At 57.1% G+C, this 17340-nt stretch carries 16 protein-coding genes and 1 riboswitch; of the genes, 6 read left to right on the forward strand and 10 right to left on the reverse strand.

Going from position 1 to position 17340, the window contains the following annotated elements; genetic code table 11:
- Window positions 1-53: 53 nt before the first annotated feature.
- Window positions 54-1049 carry a sensor histidine kinase gene (locus DSM25558_RS16755; RefSeq protein WP_077105831.1) on the reverse strand — a complete coding sequence of 332 codons (996 nt, stop codon included), beginning with the start codon at window positions 1047-1049 and terminating at the stop codon, window positions 54-56.
- A 111-nt stretch (window positions 1050-1160) separates the two neighbouring features.
- Window positions 1161-1955 (reverse strand): response regulator, encoded by a 795-nt coding sequence (locus DSM25558_RS16760; protein WP_077105832.1) that lies wholly within the window; start codon window positions 1953-1955, stop codon window positions 1161-1163.
- A gap of 140 nt (window positions 1956-2095) precedes the next feature.
- Between DSM25558_RS16760 and DSM25558_RS16765 the strand changes: the two genes are divergently transcribed.
- Complete coding sequence (locus tag DSM25558_RS16765; RefSeq protein ID WP_077105833.1) at window positions 2096-2296, forward strand: NepR family anti-sigma factor; 201 nt, start codon at window positions 2096-2098, stop codon at window positions 2294-2296.
- A complete protein-coding gene (locus DSM25558_RS16770) occupies window positions 2296-2862 on the forward strand; it encodes a sigma-70 family RNA polymerase sigma factor (protein ID WP_077105873.1) in 567 nt (188 codons plus the stop codon). The genes DSM25558_RS16765 and DSM25558_RS16770 overlap by 1 nt, the downstream gene beginning before the upstream one ends.
- Before the next feature lie 48 nt (window positions 2863-2910).
- On the opposite strand, the gene DSM25558_RS16775 is transcribed toward DSM25558_RS16770, so the two are convergent.
- Window positions 2911-3381 (reverse strand): Lrp/AsnC family transcriptional regulator, encoded by a 471-nt coding sequence (locus DSM25558_RS16775; protein ID WP_077105834.1) that lies wholly within the window; start codon window positions 3379-3381, stop codon window positions 2911-2913.
- 154 nt (window positions 3382-3535) lie between these two features.
- Here DSM25558_RS16775 and putA point away from each other — a divergent pair, with 154 nt between their 5' ends.
- Entirely contained in the window at window positions 3536-7219 is a 3684-nt protein-coding gene (putA, locus tag DSM25558_RS16780; protein ID WP_077105835.1) for a trifunctional transcriptional regulator/proline dehydrogenase/L-glutamate gamma-semialdehyde dehydrogenase, read from the forward strand.
- A gap of 111 nt (window positions 7220-7330) precedes the next feature.
- Entirely contained in the window at window positions 7331-8233 is a 903-nt protein-coding gene (locus DSM25558_RS16785) for a LysR family transcriptional regulator (protein WP_077105836.1), read from the forward strand.
- Window position 8234: 1 nt separating this feature from the next.
- On the opposite strand, the gene DSM25558_RS16790 is transcribed toward DSM25558_RS16785, so the two are convergent.
- A complete protein-coding gene (locus DSM25558_RS16790) occupies window positions 8235-9122 on the reverse strand; it encodes a DMT family transporter (RefSeq protein WP_077105837.1) in 888 nt (295 codons plus the stop codon).
- Between the two features lie 162 nt (window positions 9123-9284).
- The gene (locus tag DSM25558_RS16795) at window positions 9285-10499 is read right to left on the reverse strand and encodes an adenylate/guanylate cyclase domain-containing protein (protein ID WP_077105838.1); all 1215 of its coding nucleotides are present in this window, start codon (window positions 10497-10499) and stop codon (window positions 9285-9287) included.
- Window positions 10500-10734: 235 nt separating this feature from the next.
- On the opposite strand from DSM25558_RS16795, the gene DSM25558_RS16800 reads away from it, so the two are divergent.
- Window positions 10735-12042: a UDP-glucose dehydrogenase family protein gene (locus DSM25558_RS16800; RefSeq protein ID WP_077105839.1), complete on the forward strand. Its 1308-nt coding sequence runs from the start codon at window positions 10735-10737 to the stop codon at window positions 12040-12042.
- Window positions 12043-12055: 13 nt separating this feature from the next.
- Window positions 12056-13072: an NAD-dependent epimerase gene (locus tag DSM25558_RS16805; RefSeq protein WP_077105840.1), complete on the forward strand. Its 1017-nt coding sequence runs from the start codon at window positions 12056-12058 to the stop codon at window positions 13070-13072.
- Between the two features lie 30 nt (window positions 13073-13102).
- Here DSM25558_RS16805 and DSM25558_RS16810 read toward each other — a convergent pair whose 3' ends face one another.
- The 5 genes from DSM25558_RS16810 to DSM25558_RS16830 all read right to left on the reverse strand — a co-directional run bounded on the left by DSM25558_RS16810 (window position 13103) and on the right by DSM25558_RS16830 (window position 16887).
- Window positions 13103-13462, reverse strand: a complete 360-nt coding sequence (locus tag DSM25558_RS16810) for a hypothetical protein (protein ID WP_244554232.1) — start codon at window positions 13460-13462, stop codon at window positions 13103-13105.
- Window positions 13463-13596: 134 nt separating this feature from the next.
- Window positions 13597-14043: a pseudoazurin gene (locus DSM25558_RS16815; RefSeq protein ID WP_077105841.1), complete on the reverse strand. Its 447-nt coding sequence runs from the start codon at window positions 14041-14043 to the stop codon at window positions 13597-13599.
- Entirely contained in the window at window positions 14040-14837 is a 798-nt protein-coding gene (locus tag DSM25558_RS16820) for an ABC transporter ATP-binding protein (protein WP_077105842.1), read from the reverse strand. The genes DSM25558_RS16815 and DSM25558_RS16820 overlap by 4 nt, the downstream gene beginning before the upstream one ends.
- Window positions 14834-15853, reverse strand: coding sequence for a FecCD family ABC transporter permease (locus DSM25558_RS16825; RefSeq protein WP_077105843.1), 1020 nt, complete (start codon window positions 15851-15853; stop codon window positions 14834-14836). The genes DSM25558_RS16820 and DSM25558_RS16825 overlap by 4 nt, the downstream gene beginning before the upstream one ends.
- 2 nt (window positions 15854-15855) lie before the next feature.
- Window positions 15856-16887: an ABC transporter substrate-binding protein gene (locus tag DSM25558_RS16830; RefSeq protein WP_083716536.1), complete on the reverse strand. Its 1032-nt coding sequence runs from the start codon at window positions 16885-16887 to the stop codon at window positions 15856-15858.
- Between the two features lie 187 nt (window positions 16888-17074).
- A riboswitch (cobalamin riboswitch) is annotated at window positions 17075-17301 on the reverse strand.
- Window positions 17302-17340: the final 39 nt, after the last annotated feature.

Here is a 17340-nt window from a genome sequence, read left to right on the forward strand (position 1 = left end):
GCATGTCTATGCGGCTGCGCAATTTGCTGAACGGCTTTACGAGGTAGGGATATTCAGGTCGGCAGGGGCGCGGGAAATCTTAGAAAGTAATCGATGCTATCGGCAGAGACTTTGTATGTTGCCTCACCACCCAATGCAGCGGGCACGACCTTTTCCAAAACCACACTTCCAAAATTGCTTCTTTTGTCCGCATCCGCAGGCATCTGAGATGCACCACTTCCGCCCAGCGGTTCGGCCCACCGCACTTCGAAGAACTCACCGTCTTTGCGACAATCGAGCGTCAATGGCAGGTGCTGTGACAGATTTCCACCATGACTGATCGTATTGACGACCAGTTCGTGGAAGGCCAGCCCCACATATAAAGCACCGTTGGGATTGAGAAGAAGGTTCTCGCCCTTCATCTGGATCAGATGCGGATATTCTGGAAGATAGAGATCACCCTGCTGTTTCAGCAAATCGAAAATCTCTGCACCGCGCCAATCGGAATCCGTTATCAAATCCTGGGATTGCGCCAAGGCATGCAGCCGCCCCCTGAATTTGCGCAGAAAGTCGTCCTTCGTCAGGCTGAACCGCGCCGTTTGGGACGAGAGACTTTGGATAATGGCGAGGAGGTTTTTGGAGCGATGACTGACTTCGCGCAGCAGTGAACGAAGCAACTGCTCTCGCCGTCGCTCAACCGTTATCTCTCTGATCGTCGTTTTCAGAACGCGTTGCCCGGACATGTTGACGGTGGAGTAGACGTGAAACTGAAAGACGCGGTCCTTGCCAGCGCTCACCTCCAGCATGCCCCTGCTTCCTGCCGATGTCAGATCTTTCTTCAAATCCGACAGGCGAGTAGCGAGGTCCTTACCGAACATCGTCACATCGTTCGGTTCCTCGTCGGTCTCAGTCGGCAGACTCCATACATCTGGCAGGTTTGCGATAAAGATATATTCCTTATCGCGGTCCTGAAGCATGACCGTCTCATCAGAGTCCAACAGGGCAAGCACGAGTGAATCGTGAAGGTCGCCCTCATCTCGCCCTGCATTATGCCACGCCAGCCGATGCAATATGGTCTCCTAACGGGGAACGACGATCAAGGTCGCTGTATTCGAGCAAACATGCAGACCTGAACGCCGGGTAAGAACCCGGGTTCCAAAATCTCTTCAATTCAGAATCACTTAAGCTGCGACACGTGAACTTTCATTAAAGAACAGAGCCTGACTTATGAGGGCTTTTACCATGTCAGGGTTGAATGGTTTAGTGACGAGGAAGGTCGGCTCAGGACGCTCGCCTGTGAGAAGGCGTTCAGGGAAAGCCGTGATGAAGATGACAGGCAGCGTGGTCATCTGAAGAATTTCTTTCATTGCTTCCAGGCCAGAGCTTCCGTCTGCAAGCTGAATATCTGCAAGGATCATCTTCGGCTGTGTCCGGTGGAACAGCTCGAGCGCTTCCTTGTGGGTGCGTGCAATGCCGGTCACGTTATGGCCGAGATCGGTTACCATCTGCTCGATATCCATCGCGATCAGAGGTTCGTCCTCGATGATCATGATGTCGGTCGCAACCTGGCGGGCGATTTCAGATGCGGCCTCATCGATCAGCTTTCCGACCTGCGGTTCGGGTACACGCAGAATTTCGGCAACTTCGGCGATGGAGAATTCTTCGACGGTCGTCAGCAAAAATGCCTGACGTGGAACCGCGGGGACGGCAGAAAGATTGGCGGATGCGCGCTTTTCCCAGCCAGTCAGGTTTTCGTCGCTCTTGATGTTGATCGTTACGGAACTAAAGATCGAGACAAACAATTGGTAAAGTGAAACGCGATCGCTGCTCGTCTGCGGAAAAATGCTCACATCTGCGATCAAGGCTTCAAGGCTGGCGGCAACATATGCGTCACCTGTCGATTGTGAACCGCAAACGGCACGGGCGAACCTGCGCAGGTAAGGCAGATGCGGTGCGATGCGTGTAGAAACTGACATGGAATTCTCCCCTGTATCATGCGGCTTGCAACGCAAACCTAATGGAAAAAACGCGGCGTTCAAAAAATAGTTCCAGCGGGTTGGAACTATTTTTTTAGTCGTGCATTACTACGGGCATAACCTAACGAATACCGGAAATCATGAATATGTTTCAATCGGATCAGGATCCATCTGACAAGGGAACGTCGCCGACGGTTTCCGACTCGGGTAGAGCCGTCATCTCGCGTAAATTACGAGAACTGTATGATGCGGTTCAGGACGAGGGCATTCCAGACAAATTTCTCGATCTGCTCGAAAAGCTCGACGAAGCTGAAAATAACGCAAAAGCTTCGAGGGGATGATGGAAACAGATTCGAGCAAGAACGAACACAATTTCAAGCGCGAAATGCTGGCCGCCCTTCCCAATCTACGAGCATTCGCCATCTCCCTCATTCGCTCTCGAGACCGCGCCGATGACCTCGTACAGGATACGATCATGAAGGCTTGGGCTAAGCAGGAAAGCTACCAACCAGGCACCAATATGCGGGCATGGTTGGTTACGATCCTTCGCAATGAGTTCTACAGCCAGATCAGAAAATCCGGCCGTGAGGTTCAGGATACGGACGGTGTTTACACGTCTCGCCTGTCCGTGCCGCCGGAACAGCATGGCTCTGTCGATTTGCAGGACTTCAAGACGGCTCTTGCAAAGCTTCCGGAAGATCAGCGCGAAGCAATTCTTCTGATCGGGGCCTCCGGTTTTGCTTATGAGGAAGCTGCAGAGATTTGCGGTTGCCCAGTTGGTACGATAAAAAGCCGTGTGAGCCGTGCGCGTCTTCGTTTGCAGGAACTGCTCGGTATCCAGGACGAGAACGAGTTTGGGCCTGATGCCCAGGTTGCCGCTGTCACTGCTGCCGCCGCAATTCGCTAAACACTTTGCTCAGATTTAAAACGGCGTTGCCTCACGGCAGCGCCGTTTTCATATTCCGACATCTTTGACCGATTGCATGACGACAAACGTCGATGTGTTGGCCACGCATGGCAGGCTGGAGATTTTTTCGCCCAGCACCAGCCGGTATTTCCGAATGTCTGTCGTGCGTACCTTCAGCAGATAATCGAAAGCGCCCGCAATCATGTGGCACTCCTCCACTTCCTTGATCTTGCGTACGGCCGTATTGAAATCTTCCAGCGCCTTTTCCCGCGTGTCCGATAGTTTGACTTCCGTAAACGCAATATGCTCCAGCCCCAGCTTGGCCGGGTTCAGCATCGCGCGAAAGCCGAGAATATAGCCCTCATCCACCAAGCGTTTCAGCCGTGTCTGGCACGGCGTCTTCGATAGCCCGACTTGCCTGGAGAGTTGCAGGATGGACATACGCCCATCCTCGCTCATTGCTTGCAGTATCTTCAGATCGAAGTGATCCAGATCGCCTGATTCCGATGGTTTCACCATCCAATTGACCTTTATTGATGCTAATTATAAGTCATTTTGTCCTGATATATCGCTAAAATAGGAGCGTAGCAATTTTACCAGCAATGATATTCTGATCTGCGAAAAAGAGCGCTGAAATAGAGAGCGCTCGTGACCGATATCAGGGACCGGACCGATGGCCGAAAATCTAGCTGGGCTTGCCACGACACACGCAAACGAAACGGACGGCGTTTTCGCCCATTTCGCGCCGCCGGTGCGACCGCAAAGCGCTTTGCGTAAAGCCATAACGGCCGCCTACCGCCTTGCCGAGCCCGATTGCGTTGCGACACTGCTGGGGGCGGCAACGGTTTCCCCTGAACAAGGCGAGACAATTCGCAACACTGCCCGCAAGCTGGTCAAAGCCCTGCGCTCCAAGGCAAAAGGCACCGGCGTCGAGGGGCTGGTACAGGAATATTCGCTTTCCAGCCAGGAAGGCGTGGCGCTGATGTGCCTTGCCGAAGCATTGCTGCGTATTCCCGATGCCGCCACACGCGACGCGTTGATCCGCGACAAGATTGCCACCGGCGACTGGCGGTCCCACCTCGGCGGCGGTCGCTCGCTGTTCGTCAACGCTGCGACCTGGGGACTGGTCATCACCGGCAAGCTGACGTCTACCGTCAACGACAAGGGTCTTTCCTCCGCCCTGACAAAACTCATTTCCCGCGCCGGAGAGCCGGTCATCCGCCGCGGCGTCGATATGGCCATGCGGATGATGGGCGAACAATTCGTCACCGGCCAGACCATCGGCGAAGCCATCAGCCGCTCCAAAGCACTGGAAGCGAAGGGCTTTCAATATTCCTACGACATGCTGGGCGAAGCGGCGACCACGGCCAAGGATGCCGAGCGCTATTACCGCGACTATGAGCAGGCGATCCATGCCATCGGCAAGGCCTCCGCCGGTCGCGGCGTCTATGGCGGCCCCGGCATTTCCATCAAGCTTTCCGCCCTTCACCCTCGCTACGCCCGCGCGCAGGCACAGCGCGTGATGTATGAGCTGCTGCCGCGCGTGAAATCCCTGATGTTGCTGGCCAAAAGCTACGATATCGGCCTCAACATCGATGCCGAGGAAGCCGACCGGTTGGAGCTGTCGCTGGATCTTTTAGAAGCCATCGCGCTGGACCCGGAGCTGGGCAACTGGCAGGGCCTTGGCTTCGTCGTGCAGGCTTACAGCCGCCGCTGCCCCTTCGTGCTGGATTATATCATCGATCTCGCCCACAGATCCAACCGCCGCATCATGGTGCGCCTCGTCAAGGGTGCCTATTGGGACGCGGAAATCAAACGGGCGCAATTGGATGGCTTGGAAGACTTCCCCGTCTTCACCCGCAAGGTCCATACGGATGTCTCCTACATCGCCTGCGCCGTCAAACTTCTCGCTAATAGAGACGTCATTTTCCCGCAATTTGCGACCCACAACGCGCAATCTCTGGCAACGATCTATCATTTGGCCGGTTCAGAGTTCAAAGTCGGTGATTATGAGTTTCAGTGCCTGCATGGCATGGGCGAACCGCTCTACAGCGAGGTCGTCGGCAAACACAATCTCGACCGCCCCTGCCGCTTTTACGCGCCGGTGGGAACGCATGAAACGCTGCTGGCCTATCTTGTGCGCCGCCTGCTGGAAAACGGCGCGAACTCCTCTTTCGTCAACCGCATCGCGGACCCGAATGTTGCTATCGACTCCCTCTTGGAAGACCCGGTCGCCGTGGTGAAAGCCATGCCGGCACCGGGTGCACAGCACGACAAGATTTCCAAACCCGCCAATCTCTATGGCGCACGCGTGAATTCGTCAGGTCTCGATCTCGCCAACGAAGAGACGCTCGCCGCGCTCAGCAAGTCTCTTTCGGCAAGCGCGGAATTGGAATGGAAGGCCGCATCACCACATGCCACGGGTTCTACGCGACCCGTTCTCAACCCGGGTGACCGCAATGATGTCGTCGGCTTCGTTACCGAACCGACCGAGGACGATGTCACCAAGGCACTGGAAGCCGCCGCGGCATCCACCTGGCCACAGACCAGCGTGGACAATCGCGCCGCTTGCCTCGAAAAAGCTGCCGATCTGATGCAGGCGAAATTGCCGACTCTGCTCGGACTGATTATGCGCGAAGCCGGGAAATCCGCGCCCAACGCCATTGCCGAAGTCCGCGAAGCTATCGATTTTCTGCGCTATTATGCAGCCGAGGCACGCAATACGTTTGGCACACAGCAACAGGCCCTCGGCCCCGTCGTCTGCATCAGCCCGTGGAATTTCCCGCTGGCGATTTTCATCGGACAGGTGGCCGCAGCGCTCGTTGCCGGTAACCCGGTTCTGGCAAAGCCTGCCGAGGAAACGCCGTTGATTGCCGCAGAAGGCATTCGCCTGCTGCATGAGGCTGGCGTTCCCGCAGATGCCGTTCAGCTTCTGCCGGGCGATGGCAAAACCGGCGCGCAGATGGTGGGTGCATCACAAACCGCAGGCGTGATGTTTACCGGTTCCACCGAGGTCGCCCGCCTCATCCAGAAACAACTGACCGCGCGCGTCTCGAGCGATGGCCGTCCTATTCCGCTGATTGCCGAAACCGGTGGCCAGAACGCGATGATCGTCGATTCCTCGGCACTGGCCGAACAGGTGGTGGCTGATGTCATCGCATCGGCCTTCGACAGCGCCGGTCAGCGCTGCTCGGCACTGCGCGTTCTGTGCCTTCAGGACGATGTGGCTGAGCGAACGCTGACCATGCTGAAAGGTGCCTTGCACGAATTGCGCATCGGCAGAACGGACCAGCTATCGGTGGATGTCGGCCCGGTCATTACCCTGGAAGCCAAGGAGAACATCGAAAAGCATATCGAATCCATGCGTGCGCTGGGCAACCGCATAGAGCAGATCACGCCCTCCGGTGAGACGGACAAGGGAACCTTCGTGCCGCCGACGATCATCGAGCTGACGTCACTGTCTGATCTAAAACGCGAAGTCTTCGGTCCTGTCCTCCACGTCATCCGCTTCAGGCGCGAGAAGCTCGACCGTTTGATCGATGACATCAATGCCACGGGTTATGGTCTAACGTTCGGTCTGCATACGCGTCTCGATACGACGATTGCGCATGTGCTTTCCCGTATCAAAGCGGGCAATCTTTACGTCAACCGCAACATCATCGGCGCTGTCGTCGGCGTCCAGCCCTTTGGCGGGCGCGGCCTTTCCGGCACCGGCCCCAAGGCTGGTGGTCCGCTCTATCTTGGACGCTTGACGAAAAATGCGCCAACTGTCGAGCGCAAGGGCCAGCAGAACGACACTGCTGTCAACGACTTCGCCAACTGGCTGGAATCCAAGAGCGACAAGGCAGCGGCAGAAATGGCTCGCCTCTCGTCCCAAGTCTCCGGCCTTGGTTTCGAAACGGAACTGGCAGGCCCGGTGGGCGAGCGCAACCTTTATGCTTTGCATCCACGTGGTCACATCATCTTGGCTCCACTGACCACACAGGGATTGTTCCGTCAGCTGGCAGCAGCGCTGGCGACCGGAAATACGGTTGCGATCGACAAGCAGACAGGTCTGGAAGTGGAACTCGGCGGCCTGCCATCCAGCGTCACGGCGCACATCACGTGGTCGGACGACTGGGGCAAATCCGGTCCATATGCCGGTGCGCTGGTGGAAGGTGATGCGGAACGCGTGAAACAGGTAAACGCTGAGATCGCGCAGCTTGCCGGGCCGCTTGTCCTGGTTCAGGCCGCCTTCAGCGACGCATTGCGGGGAAGTGACCAGCCCTACAATCTGAACTGGCTGCTGGAAGAAGTCTCCGTGAGTGTCAACACGACGGCGGCTGGCGGCAATGCCAGCCTGATGTCGATCGGCTGATGGCAGCTTCCTATCCGCGTTGGAATTTCCGTTTCATTCTCTTTCCCGATCATGTACGGGTTTGAGAGCTGCTTTCAACCGAGAAAGCGCGTAGGTTGATGCGAGACGGGAATGGACACACGCAGACGGCTGGTTCCTGATATCGTGACCTTGCAGGCTTTCGAATGCGCTGCAAGGCACGGAAATTTTACGCGCGCCGCGGAAGAACTCAACCTGACACAGAGCGCCGTCAGCCGTCAGATCAGTGATCTGGAAGCGCAGACCGGCATGCTGTTGTTCGAGCGCATTCGCCGCCGTGTCGTGCTATCCGATGCGGGGCGCAAGTTCCTGCCTGACGTACAGAAGCTGCTGCATCAATCCGAACAACTGATGGTGCGAGCCGTCACCGCTGGCTCGTCGAGCGCGTTGCTGTCCGTTGCGACCCTTCCCACCTTCGGCAGCCGCTGGTTAACACCGCGGCTGCACGACTTCATGGCAAGGAACCCGAACACGGTGCTGACGGTGGGCTCTCGCGCGCAGCCTTTCGACTTCGATGAGGAAGGCTTCGATATCGCCATCCATTATGGTCAGCCAGTCTGGGCGCACGGCACCTGCACATTTCTGTGCAATGAGGTGATCGTGCCCGTGGCAAGTCCACAACTTTTGGCGTCCAAAGTCCTGGAAAAACACGCCGATATGCTGGACGGACCGCTCCTGCACCTGACCACACGCCCCAAGCTGTGGACGGAATGGTTCGAGATGAACAAGCTGACCTCGGACAGTGCCTATCGCGGCAGCAGGTTCGACCAGTTTTCCATGCTGATCGAAGCTGCCGTCAGCGGTCTTGGTTTCGCGCTTTTACCGCGTTATCTGATCGAAGCCGAACTGAAATCGGGCCTGTTGAACGTTGTCTTCGACGTGCCGTTGACCACCGAAAACAGCTATTACATCGCGTTGCCCGAGGGACGTCAGGACAATGTCCTGGCGCGAGCGTTTCAAAACTGGCTGCTGGAGCAGGTCGGCCAGACTCTGTAGCTCACAACCTGTTGCGAAAAAACGGGTTCCAGCGCACGAAGCCGAGACGGATTTTTTCGCGCATCATCGTCAGCAATCCGGCAGAGGCGATAACCACCAGACCGCAAATCGCAAGCCTATCCGGATATTCACCAAAGAAGGACGCACCGATGGCGACCGCCCATAATATCTGGGAGTAGTGAGATGGCGCGATCTGGCTCGCAGGCGCAATCTTCGTCGCCGTCAGCAGTGTGATCTGGCCGATAGCGGTGCACATTCCGATGACGATAAAGGCACCGATCTGGTTGAGCGTCGGAACCTGAAAATCCGGTATCATCAAGATGCCATTGAACGTCAGGCCATAGGTGATCAGCACGCCCATGATCGAGGTGCGTTTTTCCCGCCCCGCAAGCGACCGAAGAAGAACGATGGTAAGCCCTGCCAGAAAGGCCACGCAAAGCGCTGCGAAATGCCCGAGTTCCAGCGTTTTGAAGCCGGGTCGCACCACCAGCAACACCCCGACGATGCCTGCCATGACCGCAGACCAACGCCAAAGCCCGATATCTTCCTTCAGCACCAGCGCCGACAGGATGGTGACGAAAAGCGGTGACAGGAAAATCAGCGCATAGGCCTCGGCCAATGGCACGCTGGTAAACGCATAGATGCCAAGAATGCCGGCAAAGAGGCCTGAAATCGCGCGCCCATGCACGGCCCAAGGTCTGCTCATGCGCCAGAAATGGCGCCAGCGTTCTTCCTTCGGCTTCAGAAAGAAAATGAGAGATGCCGATGAGAGGATGCTGAAAAAGCCGATCTCGAAGACGCTGACCTGAGAGCCCAGCGACTTGATGGTGGCGTCTCCACAGGAAAAGCTGGCATAAGCGAGCAACCCCAGTAGAAAACCTTTTTGCATGGCAACCGATCCTGAACGGAGAACAGGCAACCGTCCGACATCGAAAAGATGCGTGCAAGACGGTGATGTGACGATAGCCCCCACCTTTGGCTACGCCTTACATCAAAGTGGCACAAGGTATGAAAACGGAAAAACCGTTCGATTTCGCTTCGTTGTCGACCTTCAGCACATTTCCGGGTCGATGGTGTAAAGCTCATGCGCCCTGGCAAAGCCACGCAGAGCATAACGTCCTATGGACACCATGAAGCCGCGCATGCTTTCTGGACACATAGCCATGAACTCGCGGGACATCACCGTGTCCCGATCGACCGAACTGCACAGGCTGCCGATGCGGCTAACCATGTTGACCGCAGGTCCGACCACGGTAAAATCAAGCCGGTTGCGGCTGCCGATATTGCCGTAGAAAACCTCCCCCACATGCAGGCCGAGATAGACATCCGTTGTCGGCAGCCCCTCCTGCTCTCGCCGGTTGTTCAGCACGGTCAGGTTGGTGCGCATGGTAATTTCCGACGCAAGCGCTGCGGCACATCCCGAACTCTGATCGGCATCGCGAAAGATGGCCAGCACCCCGTCACCGATCAGTTTCAGCACGCTGCCGCCATGGGCGTGGATCGCATCGATGACCAGACCGGCATAGTCGTTGAGGAACGGAATGATCTGGTCCGGTTCGGCCCGGTCGGAAATGCCGGTGAAATCCCGCAGATCGGAAAACCACAAGACAGCATCGATCCGTTCGACTTCGCCACGGGTAATCGTGCCGCTCATGACCTTGCGACCGGCGTCGCGGCCCAGATAGACATCGCTGATCGTGCCGATGATGCGCATGCAGGATGCGGCCTTGAAGGCAAGGGCAAGCGTCGGCAAAAGCAGACGCAGGGCGGCAAGCTCATCGTCATGAAAGCCTTCCGGGTGGCGGGTCAGCCAGTGCGAATAGAAAGCATTCATTTCACCGATGCTTCCGCGATCCGTAAAACGATGGATCGCCGCCAGATAATCCGTATGTCCAGCTTGCTTCAGTTCGGACAGCTTTGGAAATTTCGTGTCTTCACCGAGATAAAACCGATGCCGCGCCTCATCGGCATTCTCTTTGATGAGATGGAAAAACACCGAGCTTTCCCAAGCCTCGCGCGCCGTTCCATCGTCGGTAAAATCGTAGACGCTGGACGATTCGAAAACGTCGTGGCTGTCCCAGCGAAAAGCGTGACCCTCGAAATCCGGGTGCAGCGTATCCATCAGGATCAACGCCGAGGAAATGCTGATGCCCGCCGAATTGCAACGCTCGCAAAAACCGGACAGCAGCGTTTCTTCAGCGACACCTTCATAGCCTTGCTGCGAAAGCCAGAGCGAAATTTCCGAAAGGCTGGATTGCTGGATCATGGATGCCGATGTTCCCTGGAATAAACAGCAGAAGATATGTTGGGTGAACGCTTCACAAGCCCTGCGGTGCCTTGATATCAGCTTCATTTACAACAATTTCGTGAAATCGTCCGTTGAAAACCGGCTCTACGCTTGGCCCCGGCAGCGAAGGCGGATAAACACCTAGCCAAAATGCTGTTTGGCGCACGTGCGGTCGGCGAGTTTGTCGCCAGCTTTGATCCCGAAAGGTCTTTTGATGCGTATTGTAATGATTGGCTCTGGGTATGTAGGGCTTGTTTCCGGTGCCTGTTTTGCCGATTTCGGTCATGACGTCATTTGCGTCGACAAGATGCCTGAAAAGATCGAAGCCCTGAAAAACGGTCAGATCCCGATTTTCGAGCCGGGTCTGGATGCGATCGTTGCCAGCAATGCCAAGGCTGGCCGCCTGTGCTTCACCACCGACCTGAAAAGCGCCGTCGCAGATGCCGATGCCGTCTTCATCGCGGTCGGCACACCATCGCGCCGTGGCGATGGCCATGCCGATCTCGCTTACGTCTATGCCGCCGCCCGTGAGATTGCCGCAGCCGTCACCGGTTTTACCGTCATCGTCACCAAGTCGACAGTGCCGGTCGGCACCGGCGACGAGGTGGAGCGCATCATCCGCGAGGAAAACCCTGGCGCTGATATCGCCGTTGTTTCCAACCCGGAATTCCTGCGCGAAGGCGCTGCCATCGATGACTTCAAGCGCCCGGACCGCATCGTCGTCGGCCTGTCCGATGAGCGCGCCCGCCCCGTCATGACGGAAGTTTATCGCCCGCTGTACCTGAACCAGTCGCCGTTGCTGTTCACCACGCGCCGTACATCCGAGCTGATCAAATATGCCGCCAATGCTTTCCTGGCCATGAAGATCACGTTCATCAACGAGATGGCAGACCTTTGCGAAAAGGTCGGTGCCGACGTTCAGGACGTTTCGCGCGGCATTGGCCTCGATGGCCGCATCGGCGCGAAATTTCTGCATGCCGGTCCCGGCTATGGCGGTTCGTGTTTTCCGAAAGATACGCTGGCATTGGCCAAGACGGCACAGGATTTCGATAGCCCGGTTCGCCTGATCGAGACGACGATTGCCGTCAACGATACCCGCAAACGCGCCATGGGTCGCAAGGTCATCGCCGCCGTGGGTGGTGATATCAGAGGCAAGAAGATTGCCGTGCTGGGCCTGACCTTCAAGCCAAACACAGACGACATGCGCGACAGCCCAGCGATTGCCGTCGTCCAGACCTTGCAGGACGCAGGCGCAAAGGTAACGGGTTATGATCCGGAAGGCATGGTCAATGCGCGCCCGCTGATGGAAGGCATCGAATATGCGACCGGCCCATACGAGGCCGCGCAGGATGCCGACGCGGTGGTGATCGTGACCGAATGGAACCAGTTCCGCGCGCTCGACCTCGACCGGCTGAAATCGATCATGGCGTCACCCGTGCTGGTGGACTTACGCAATATCTATCGTCCGGACGAAGTCACGGCCCACGGCTTTACCTATGCCGGCATTGGCCGCTCATTATAAGCTAGGCGAAAACATGCGATATCTGATCACCGGCACAGCAGGTTTCATCGGCTTTCATCTGGCAAAAAGACTGCTGGATGATGGTCATTTCGTCGTCGGTTTCGACGGAATGACGCAATATTACGATATTGCGCTCAAAGAAAAACGCCACGCCATTCTAGCCCGATCCAACGGTTTCAAAGCCCAGATCGGAATGCTGGAAGATGCCGATGCGCTGAACCGCGCCGCAGACCTTGCCGAGCCGGAAGTGATCATCCATCTCGCAGCTCAGGCGGGTGTCCGCTATAGCATCGATTGCCCGAAGGACTACGTGAACTCGAACCTGATCGGCTCGTGGAACATCCTGGAACTGGCAAAGAACCTTCAACCCAAGCACCTGCTGCTCGCCTCAACCTCGTCCATCTACGGCTCCAATGAAAAAGTGCCTTTCGCGGAGAGCGACAAGGCCGACGAGCCGATGACGATCTATGCGGCGACCAAGAAGTCCATGGAGCTGATGGCGCATAGCTATGCGCATCTCCACAAGGTGCCGACAACGGCCTTCCGTTTCTTCACGGTGTATGGCCCGTGGGGACGCCCTGATATGGCGCTGTTCAAATTCGTGGATGCGATCTTGAAGGGCCAGCCCATCGACATCTACGGCGAAGGCAAGATGAGCCGTGACTTCACCTATATCGATGATCTGGTCGAAGGCATCGTGCGGCTCAGCCACATTGCGCCATCGGAAGACAACCGTGTGACCGAAGAGGGCGTGACCGACACTCTGTCGAAACACGCGCCGTTCCGCGTCGTCAATATCGGCGGTGGCCAGCCGGTGGAGCTGATGCGCTTTGTGGAAACGGTGGAAGACGTTCTTGGCCAGAAGGCCATCCGCAATATGCTGCCGATGCAGCAGGGCGATGTGCCGCGCACCTTCGCCTCGCCGGATTTGCTGCGAGCACTGACCGGCTATGCACCTGATATCACTATCGAAACCGGCGTTGCCGCCTTCGTGGAATGGTATCGCAACTGGCAATCCGGCAAGGCCTGATCTCTCAGGCTGCCGGATTTCCGATAGAACTTAGCTATTGGCCTCTTCGCCCTCACCGGCCTGCAACAGACGGGTGAGTTCGGCACAATTCGGATCACTCGTATCCAGCAATTGCACGGGTGAAGTCCAGCCGAGCGTATAGCCCGCCGCAGTCGCGATTGCCCATGACGGGTCTTCGCCAGCACGCTGAAGCAGCTTTGGCCCCTGCGCTGAAATACATTGCTGGGACTGCTGGATGGATTGGGTGGACGCATTGGCACCCTGAAGGCGGTCCTGCACCTCGGCCTGAATGGGGTTCAGGACAAAAAGCGTGATGAACCACGCGGCAATATCGGAAATCATGCGGTGACCTCTAAAAAACTCGGCGAAGATGTCGGAAAGGTCCGACATCGTGAAAGCGCCGAGACTTTCACCAGAGGGGCCCGGACCAGCGGGTTGATCCAGATGTGGGAGGCCGCCTGCTCAATTCAAGAGAAGCGCAACCGAAAACGGATGCGCCAACTCATTAAGGCCAAATCCGAGGATCAGGGCTTGCCCTCGGCCGCGGCAATCAGCGCATCGAAACGCGGTTTTGCGCGGGCGGGATGATTGACCGATTTGTAGCTTTCCGGGAGCATCGCTTCGCCGACCTTAATCAGCATCACCATGCCCATACCGTAATGCGGCGAGCATTTGATGCCATAAAAGCCGGGATGATCAAACGAGACCTCGATTTCTTCATTGATCTTGCCTTTGAAGCCGGTCGCCCCCTCCGGCACCATACCATCGATGGTCGCGGCATTGTGGCTCTTGTTGGTGGCGATGAATTTGACCGTGTCACCCGGCTTCAATGCCAGAAAATCCGGCTCGAACACCATCGAGCCTTTTTCGCCCTGATTGAGCATCTTCACCTCGAATGTTTCCGCAAGCGCCGGAGAGATGGCGAGGCAGGTGAGAAACACGGCGGCGGAAAGCGTTCGAACAAAGCTCATTTTGTCGTCCTGTATGTTGATAAGGTCTCATCACGTGGCGGCCGATAGCGGATGTGGCAGATGTCGCCATCCTCCTGCTCCACATCCACCTCGACACCGAAGACATCACCGATCAGATCGACGGTGAACACGGTGGATGGCTTGCCAAGGGCAACGAGTTTGCCGCCTTTCATGACGGCGACACGGTCGCAGAACATGGCCGCGTGGTTGAGATCGTGAAGGGCAGCGGCAACAGTCAGTCGCTGTTTGCGCACAAGGTGCAGAAGCGCGATCTGGTGGCCGATATCGAGATGGTTCGTCGGCTCGTCCAGAAGCAGAATGTCAGGCTTTTGCGCAAGCGCCCGGGCGATATGCAGGCGCTGCCGCTCCCCGCCCGACAGCGTATGCCACATGCGCTTGGCGAGATGATCGGCATCAACATCCCGCAGCGCCTGATCCACGATGGCATCGTCCTGCGCCGACCATGGCGACAAGGCCCCAAGATGCGGAGTGCGGCCAAGTTCCACAGCCTGACGCGCGTTGCTCCGCTCCTGCGTTTCCGCCTGTTGTTCCACGAATGCAATATGTCGCGCGACGTCGCGCCTGTTCAGGCTCTGCATTGCCTTGCCATCGAGACTGACTTCGCCCGAGCCCACTTTTCTGAGACCGCACAGAAGGGACATAAGGCTTGTCTTGCCGGAACCATTCGGCCCGACAATACCGAGAAACTCGCCCGGCTTGATTTCGAGGCTGACATTCTTGACGATGTCGACGCCACCGGCAGACCAGCACAGATCTTTAGCGACAAGTATCATATCGCCCTCCTGCGCTGGCTAAGAATGAGCGCAAAGGCGGGTGCGCCGAACAAGGCGGTAATGACGCCAATGGGCAGAACCTGCCCGGCGATAATGGTGCGCGACAGGATGTCGGCAGCGATCATGAACATTGCACCCGTCAGCGCAGCGACGGGCAGCAAACGACCATGGCGGATGCCCACGATCATGCGCGCCGCATGGGGAATGACGAGGCCGATAAAGCCGATCGAGCCGACGATGCTGACCATGATACCGGTCATCAGCGCGGATACGCCAGTGAGGACGACGTAAACGCGACGCACCGGTACGCCGAGAGACCCGGCTGATTGCGCGCCGAACGTGAACGCATCCAGTGCGCGCGCATGCCAGAGACAGACAGCAAAGCCGATGATGGTAACCGGCAGAGCCAGCCACACATCCGGCCAGCGCACTCCTGACAAATTGCCGAGCAGCCAGAACATGATGCCACGCGCCTGCTCTGCATTGGCCGCCTTGGTGACGATGAAAGACGTGACCGCATTGAACAACTGTGAGCCCGCGACGCCAGCCAGAATGATCGCACTGTTTCCGCGACCTGCGCGCAGGGCAAGCAGACTGACCAAGGCAAATGCCACAAGCGCACCCAGAAATGCACCGAGTGGCATGGTCAGCATGCCGGCACCGAACCCCAGAATCGCAACACTAACCGCCCCGGTGGATGCACCCGCCGAAATGCCGAGAATGTAAGGATCAGCCAATGGATTGCGCAGCAGCGCCTGAAGGACGACGCCTGACAACGCCAGTGCGGCACCGCAACAGGCAGCGACCACCGCCCGGCTGAGGCGGTAATTCCAGATGATGCCTTCATCGATGGCATCCAGCGGATAACCCGCATGGAACACACGGTTTGCCACCGTCTTGGCGACGACATCCATGGGAATGGATGTCTCGCCGATTGCCGCTCCAAACCAGAGCGCCAGGGCCAGACACCCGGCCGCCAGCAAAGCGGCACGGGTGAAAATGAAACAAGCACGCATGGCTACTTGGAAAGCCCGAGCTGGACGACGGCGTCGGCCAGAACTTCAATGCCTTCGATGGTGCGGATCGTCGGGTTCATGGCCTGCGCATCCATGGCAACGACGTGGCCCTGTTTAACAGCAGGCATGAGGCTTGTGACCGGGTCTTCCTTGAGGAACTTTTCCTTGACGACAACGTCGTCTGCCGGAAAGCGCCGACGATCCATCTTACCCGCCACAATCAAAGTCGGTTCGGACTTGGCGATGGTTTCCCAACCGACCGTTGGCCATTCCTCGTCGCTGTCGATGACATTCTTGATGCCGAGCGCCGACATGATGTAGCCGGGTGCGCCGTTCTTGCCAGCAACATAGGGATCGATATCAAGCTCTGCACTGGAGAACCAGAAGACGGCAGACAGCTTTCCATCCGCAGACGCGATCTTCTTGCGCGCCACGTCCTCACGGGTTTTGAGATCGGCAACCAGCTTTTCACCCTTGTCCTGAACGTTGAATATTTGCGCGAGTTCAGTGATTTCCTGATAGATCAGATCCATCGTGAACACGGAATGACGCACGCCATCGCCACCACCGGTATTGTCCTTGCCGGTGCAATCGGCGGGCGAGGTGTAAACGGGGATGTTCAGCTCTTCGAACTGCTCCGGCTTGGCAACGATGCCTTCGGGGCCGACATGCCACTGAAACTGCGCCGTGACGAGATCAGGCTTGGTGGCCAGAACACTTTCGAAACTGGGGTCGTTATCGGCAAGGCGCTTGACCTTGGCATTGGCGTCTTCATATCCCTTGATGACGGGGCCAATCCATACGGCGGTGCCAACAACCTTGTCGGCGAGACCAAGCAGATACAAAATTTCCGTGGTGCTCTGGCCAAGCGATGCGGTGCGCTGCGGCGCATGCGGATAGGTTACGTCCCGACCACAATTCTTGATCGTCAGAGGATAGGTTGTTTCAGCCGCTTGCGCTGAAAGCATCGATGCGCCCATTGTCGCGACAACAAAAGCCGCAGCACACATCGTCTTTTTGAAATGGAATGTCATTGTTTCGATAGTCCCCGATCGTCATGGGCGGCACAAAGGCAGCCTTGTATGAACATGTTTAGACCTTCAGTCCGCAACACGCAGCACTGGGACGATCTGAAACCGGGACATGGCAGATGGAATAAGGCGCTGAGGTGCGCAAGATGCAATCACGACGTCTCCTGCTCCGGGCATCCCCGCCCGTGAATTGGAATGAACTTATGACGGCAGGTCTCCTGGCTCACGGATTTGCGTCTTCACCCACCTTCCCGCAATATCGATTCGCAGTGGCATGACGCTTGTAAAAGCGCCAAAGGGTTGGACAATCCGTTTACAGTTGCGGGGGCAGCTGCGGCATTAAACCCGAAGGCTCGCACCGCATTCCCTATTATTCCTTGCGATCACTCGCTCGAAACCGTCACAACCAGATAGACGTATTGGAAACGAGTCGTCAAGCATTGCTTTTGTAATGTT

This window comes from Agrobacterium sp. DSM 25558, assembly GCF_900100825.1.
Lineage (GTDB): Bacteria > Pseudomonadota > Alphaproteobacteria > Rhizobiales > Rhizobiaceae > Agrobacterium.

Excerpts from the sequence above, each read along its gene's own strand:
- DSM25558_RS16795 (WP_077105838.1), bottom strand. The coding sequence starts at position 10,499 with ATGATCCAGCAATCCAGCCTTTCGGAAATTTCGCTCTGGCTTTCGCAG.
- DSM25558_RS16760 (WP_077105832.1), bottom strand. The coding sequence starts at position 1,955 with ATGTCAGTTTCTACACGCATCGCACCGCATCTGCCTTACCTGCGCAGG.
- DSM25558_RS16790 (WP_077105837.1), bottom strand. The coding sequence starts at position 9,122 with ATGCAAAAAGGTTTTCTACTGGGGTTGCTCGCTTATGCCAGCTTTTCC.
- DSM25558_RS16800 (WP_077105839.1), top strand. The coding sequence starts at position 10,735 with ATGCGTATTGTAATGATTGGCTCTGGGTATGTAGGGCTTGTTTCCGGT.
- DSM25558_RS16805 (WP_077105840.1), top strand. The coding sequence starts at position 12,056 with ATGCGATATCTGATCACCGGCACAGCAGGTTTCATCGGCTTTCATCTG.
- DSM25558_RS16785 (WP_077105836.1), top strand. The coding sequence starts at position 7,331 with ATGGACACACGCAGACGGCTGGTTCCTGATATCGTGACCTTGCAGGCT.
- DSM25558_RS16770 (WP_077105873.1), top strand. The coding sequence starts at position 2,296 with ATGGAAACAGATTCGAGCAAGAACGAACACAATTTCAAGCGCGAAATG.
- DSM25558_RS16775 (WP_077105834.1), bottom strand. The coding sequence starts at position 3,381 with ATGGTGAAACCATCGGAATCAGGCGATCTGGATCACTTCGATCTGAAG.
- DSM25558_RS16825 (WP_077105843.1), bottom strand. The coding sequence starts at position 15,853 with ATGCGTGCTTGTTTCATTTTCACCCGTGCCGCTTTGCTGGCGGCCGGG.
- DSM25558_RS16765 (WP_077105833.1), top strand. The coding sequence starts at position 2,096 with ATGAATATGTTTCAATCGGATCAGGATCCATCTGACAAGGGAACGTCG.
- putA (WP_077105835.1), top strand. The coding sequence starts at position 3,536 with ATGGCCGAAAATCTAGCTGGGCTTGCCACGACACACGCAAACGAAACG.
- DSM25558_RS16830 (WP_083716536.1), bottom strand. The coding sequence starts at position 16,887 with ATGACATTCCATTTCAAAAAGACGATGTGTGCTGCGGCTTTTGTTGTC.
- DSM25558_RS16820 (WP_077105842.1), bottom strand. The coding sequence starts at position 14,837 with ATGATACTTGTCGCTAAAGATCTGTGCTGGTCTGCCGGTGGCGTCGAC.
- DSM25558_RS16815 (WP_077105841.1), bottom strand. The coding sequence starts at position 14,043 with ATGAGCTTTGTTCGAACGCTTTCCGCCGCCGTGTTTCTCACCTGCCTC.
- DSM25558_RS16810 (WP_244554232.1), bottom strand. The coding sequence starts at position 13,462 with ATGTCGGACCTTTCCGACATCTTCGCCGAGTTTTTTAGAGGTCACCGC.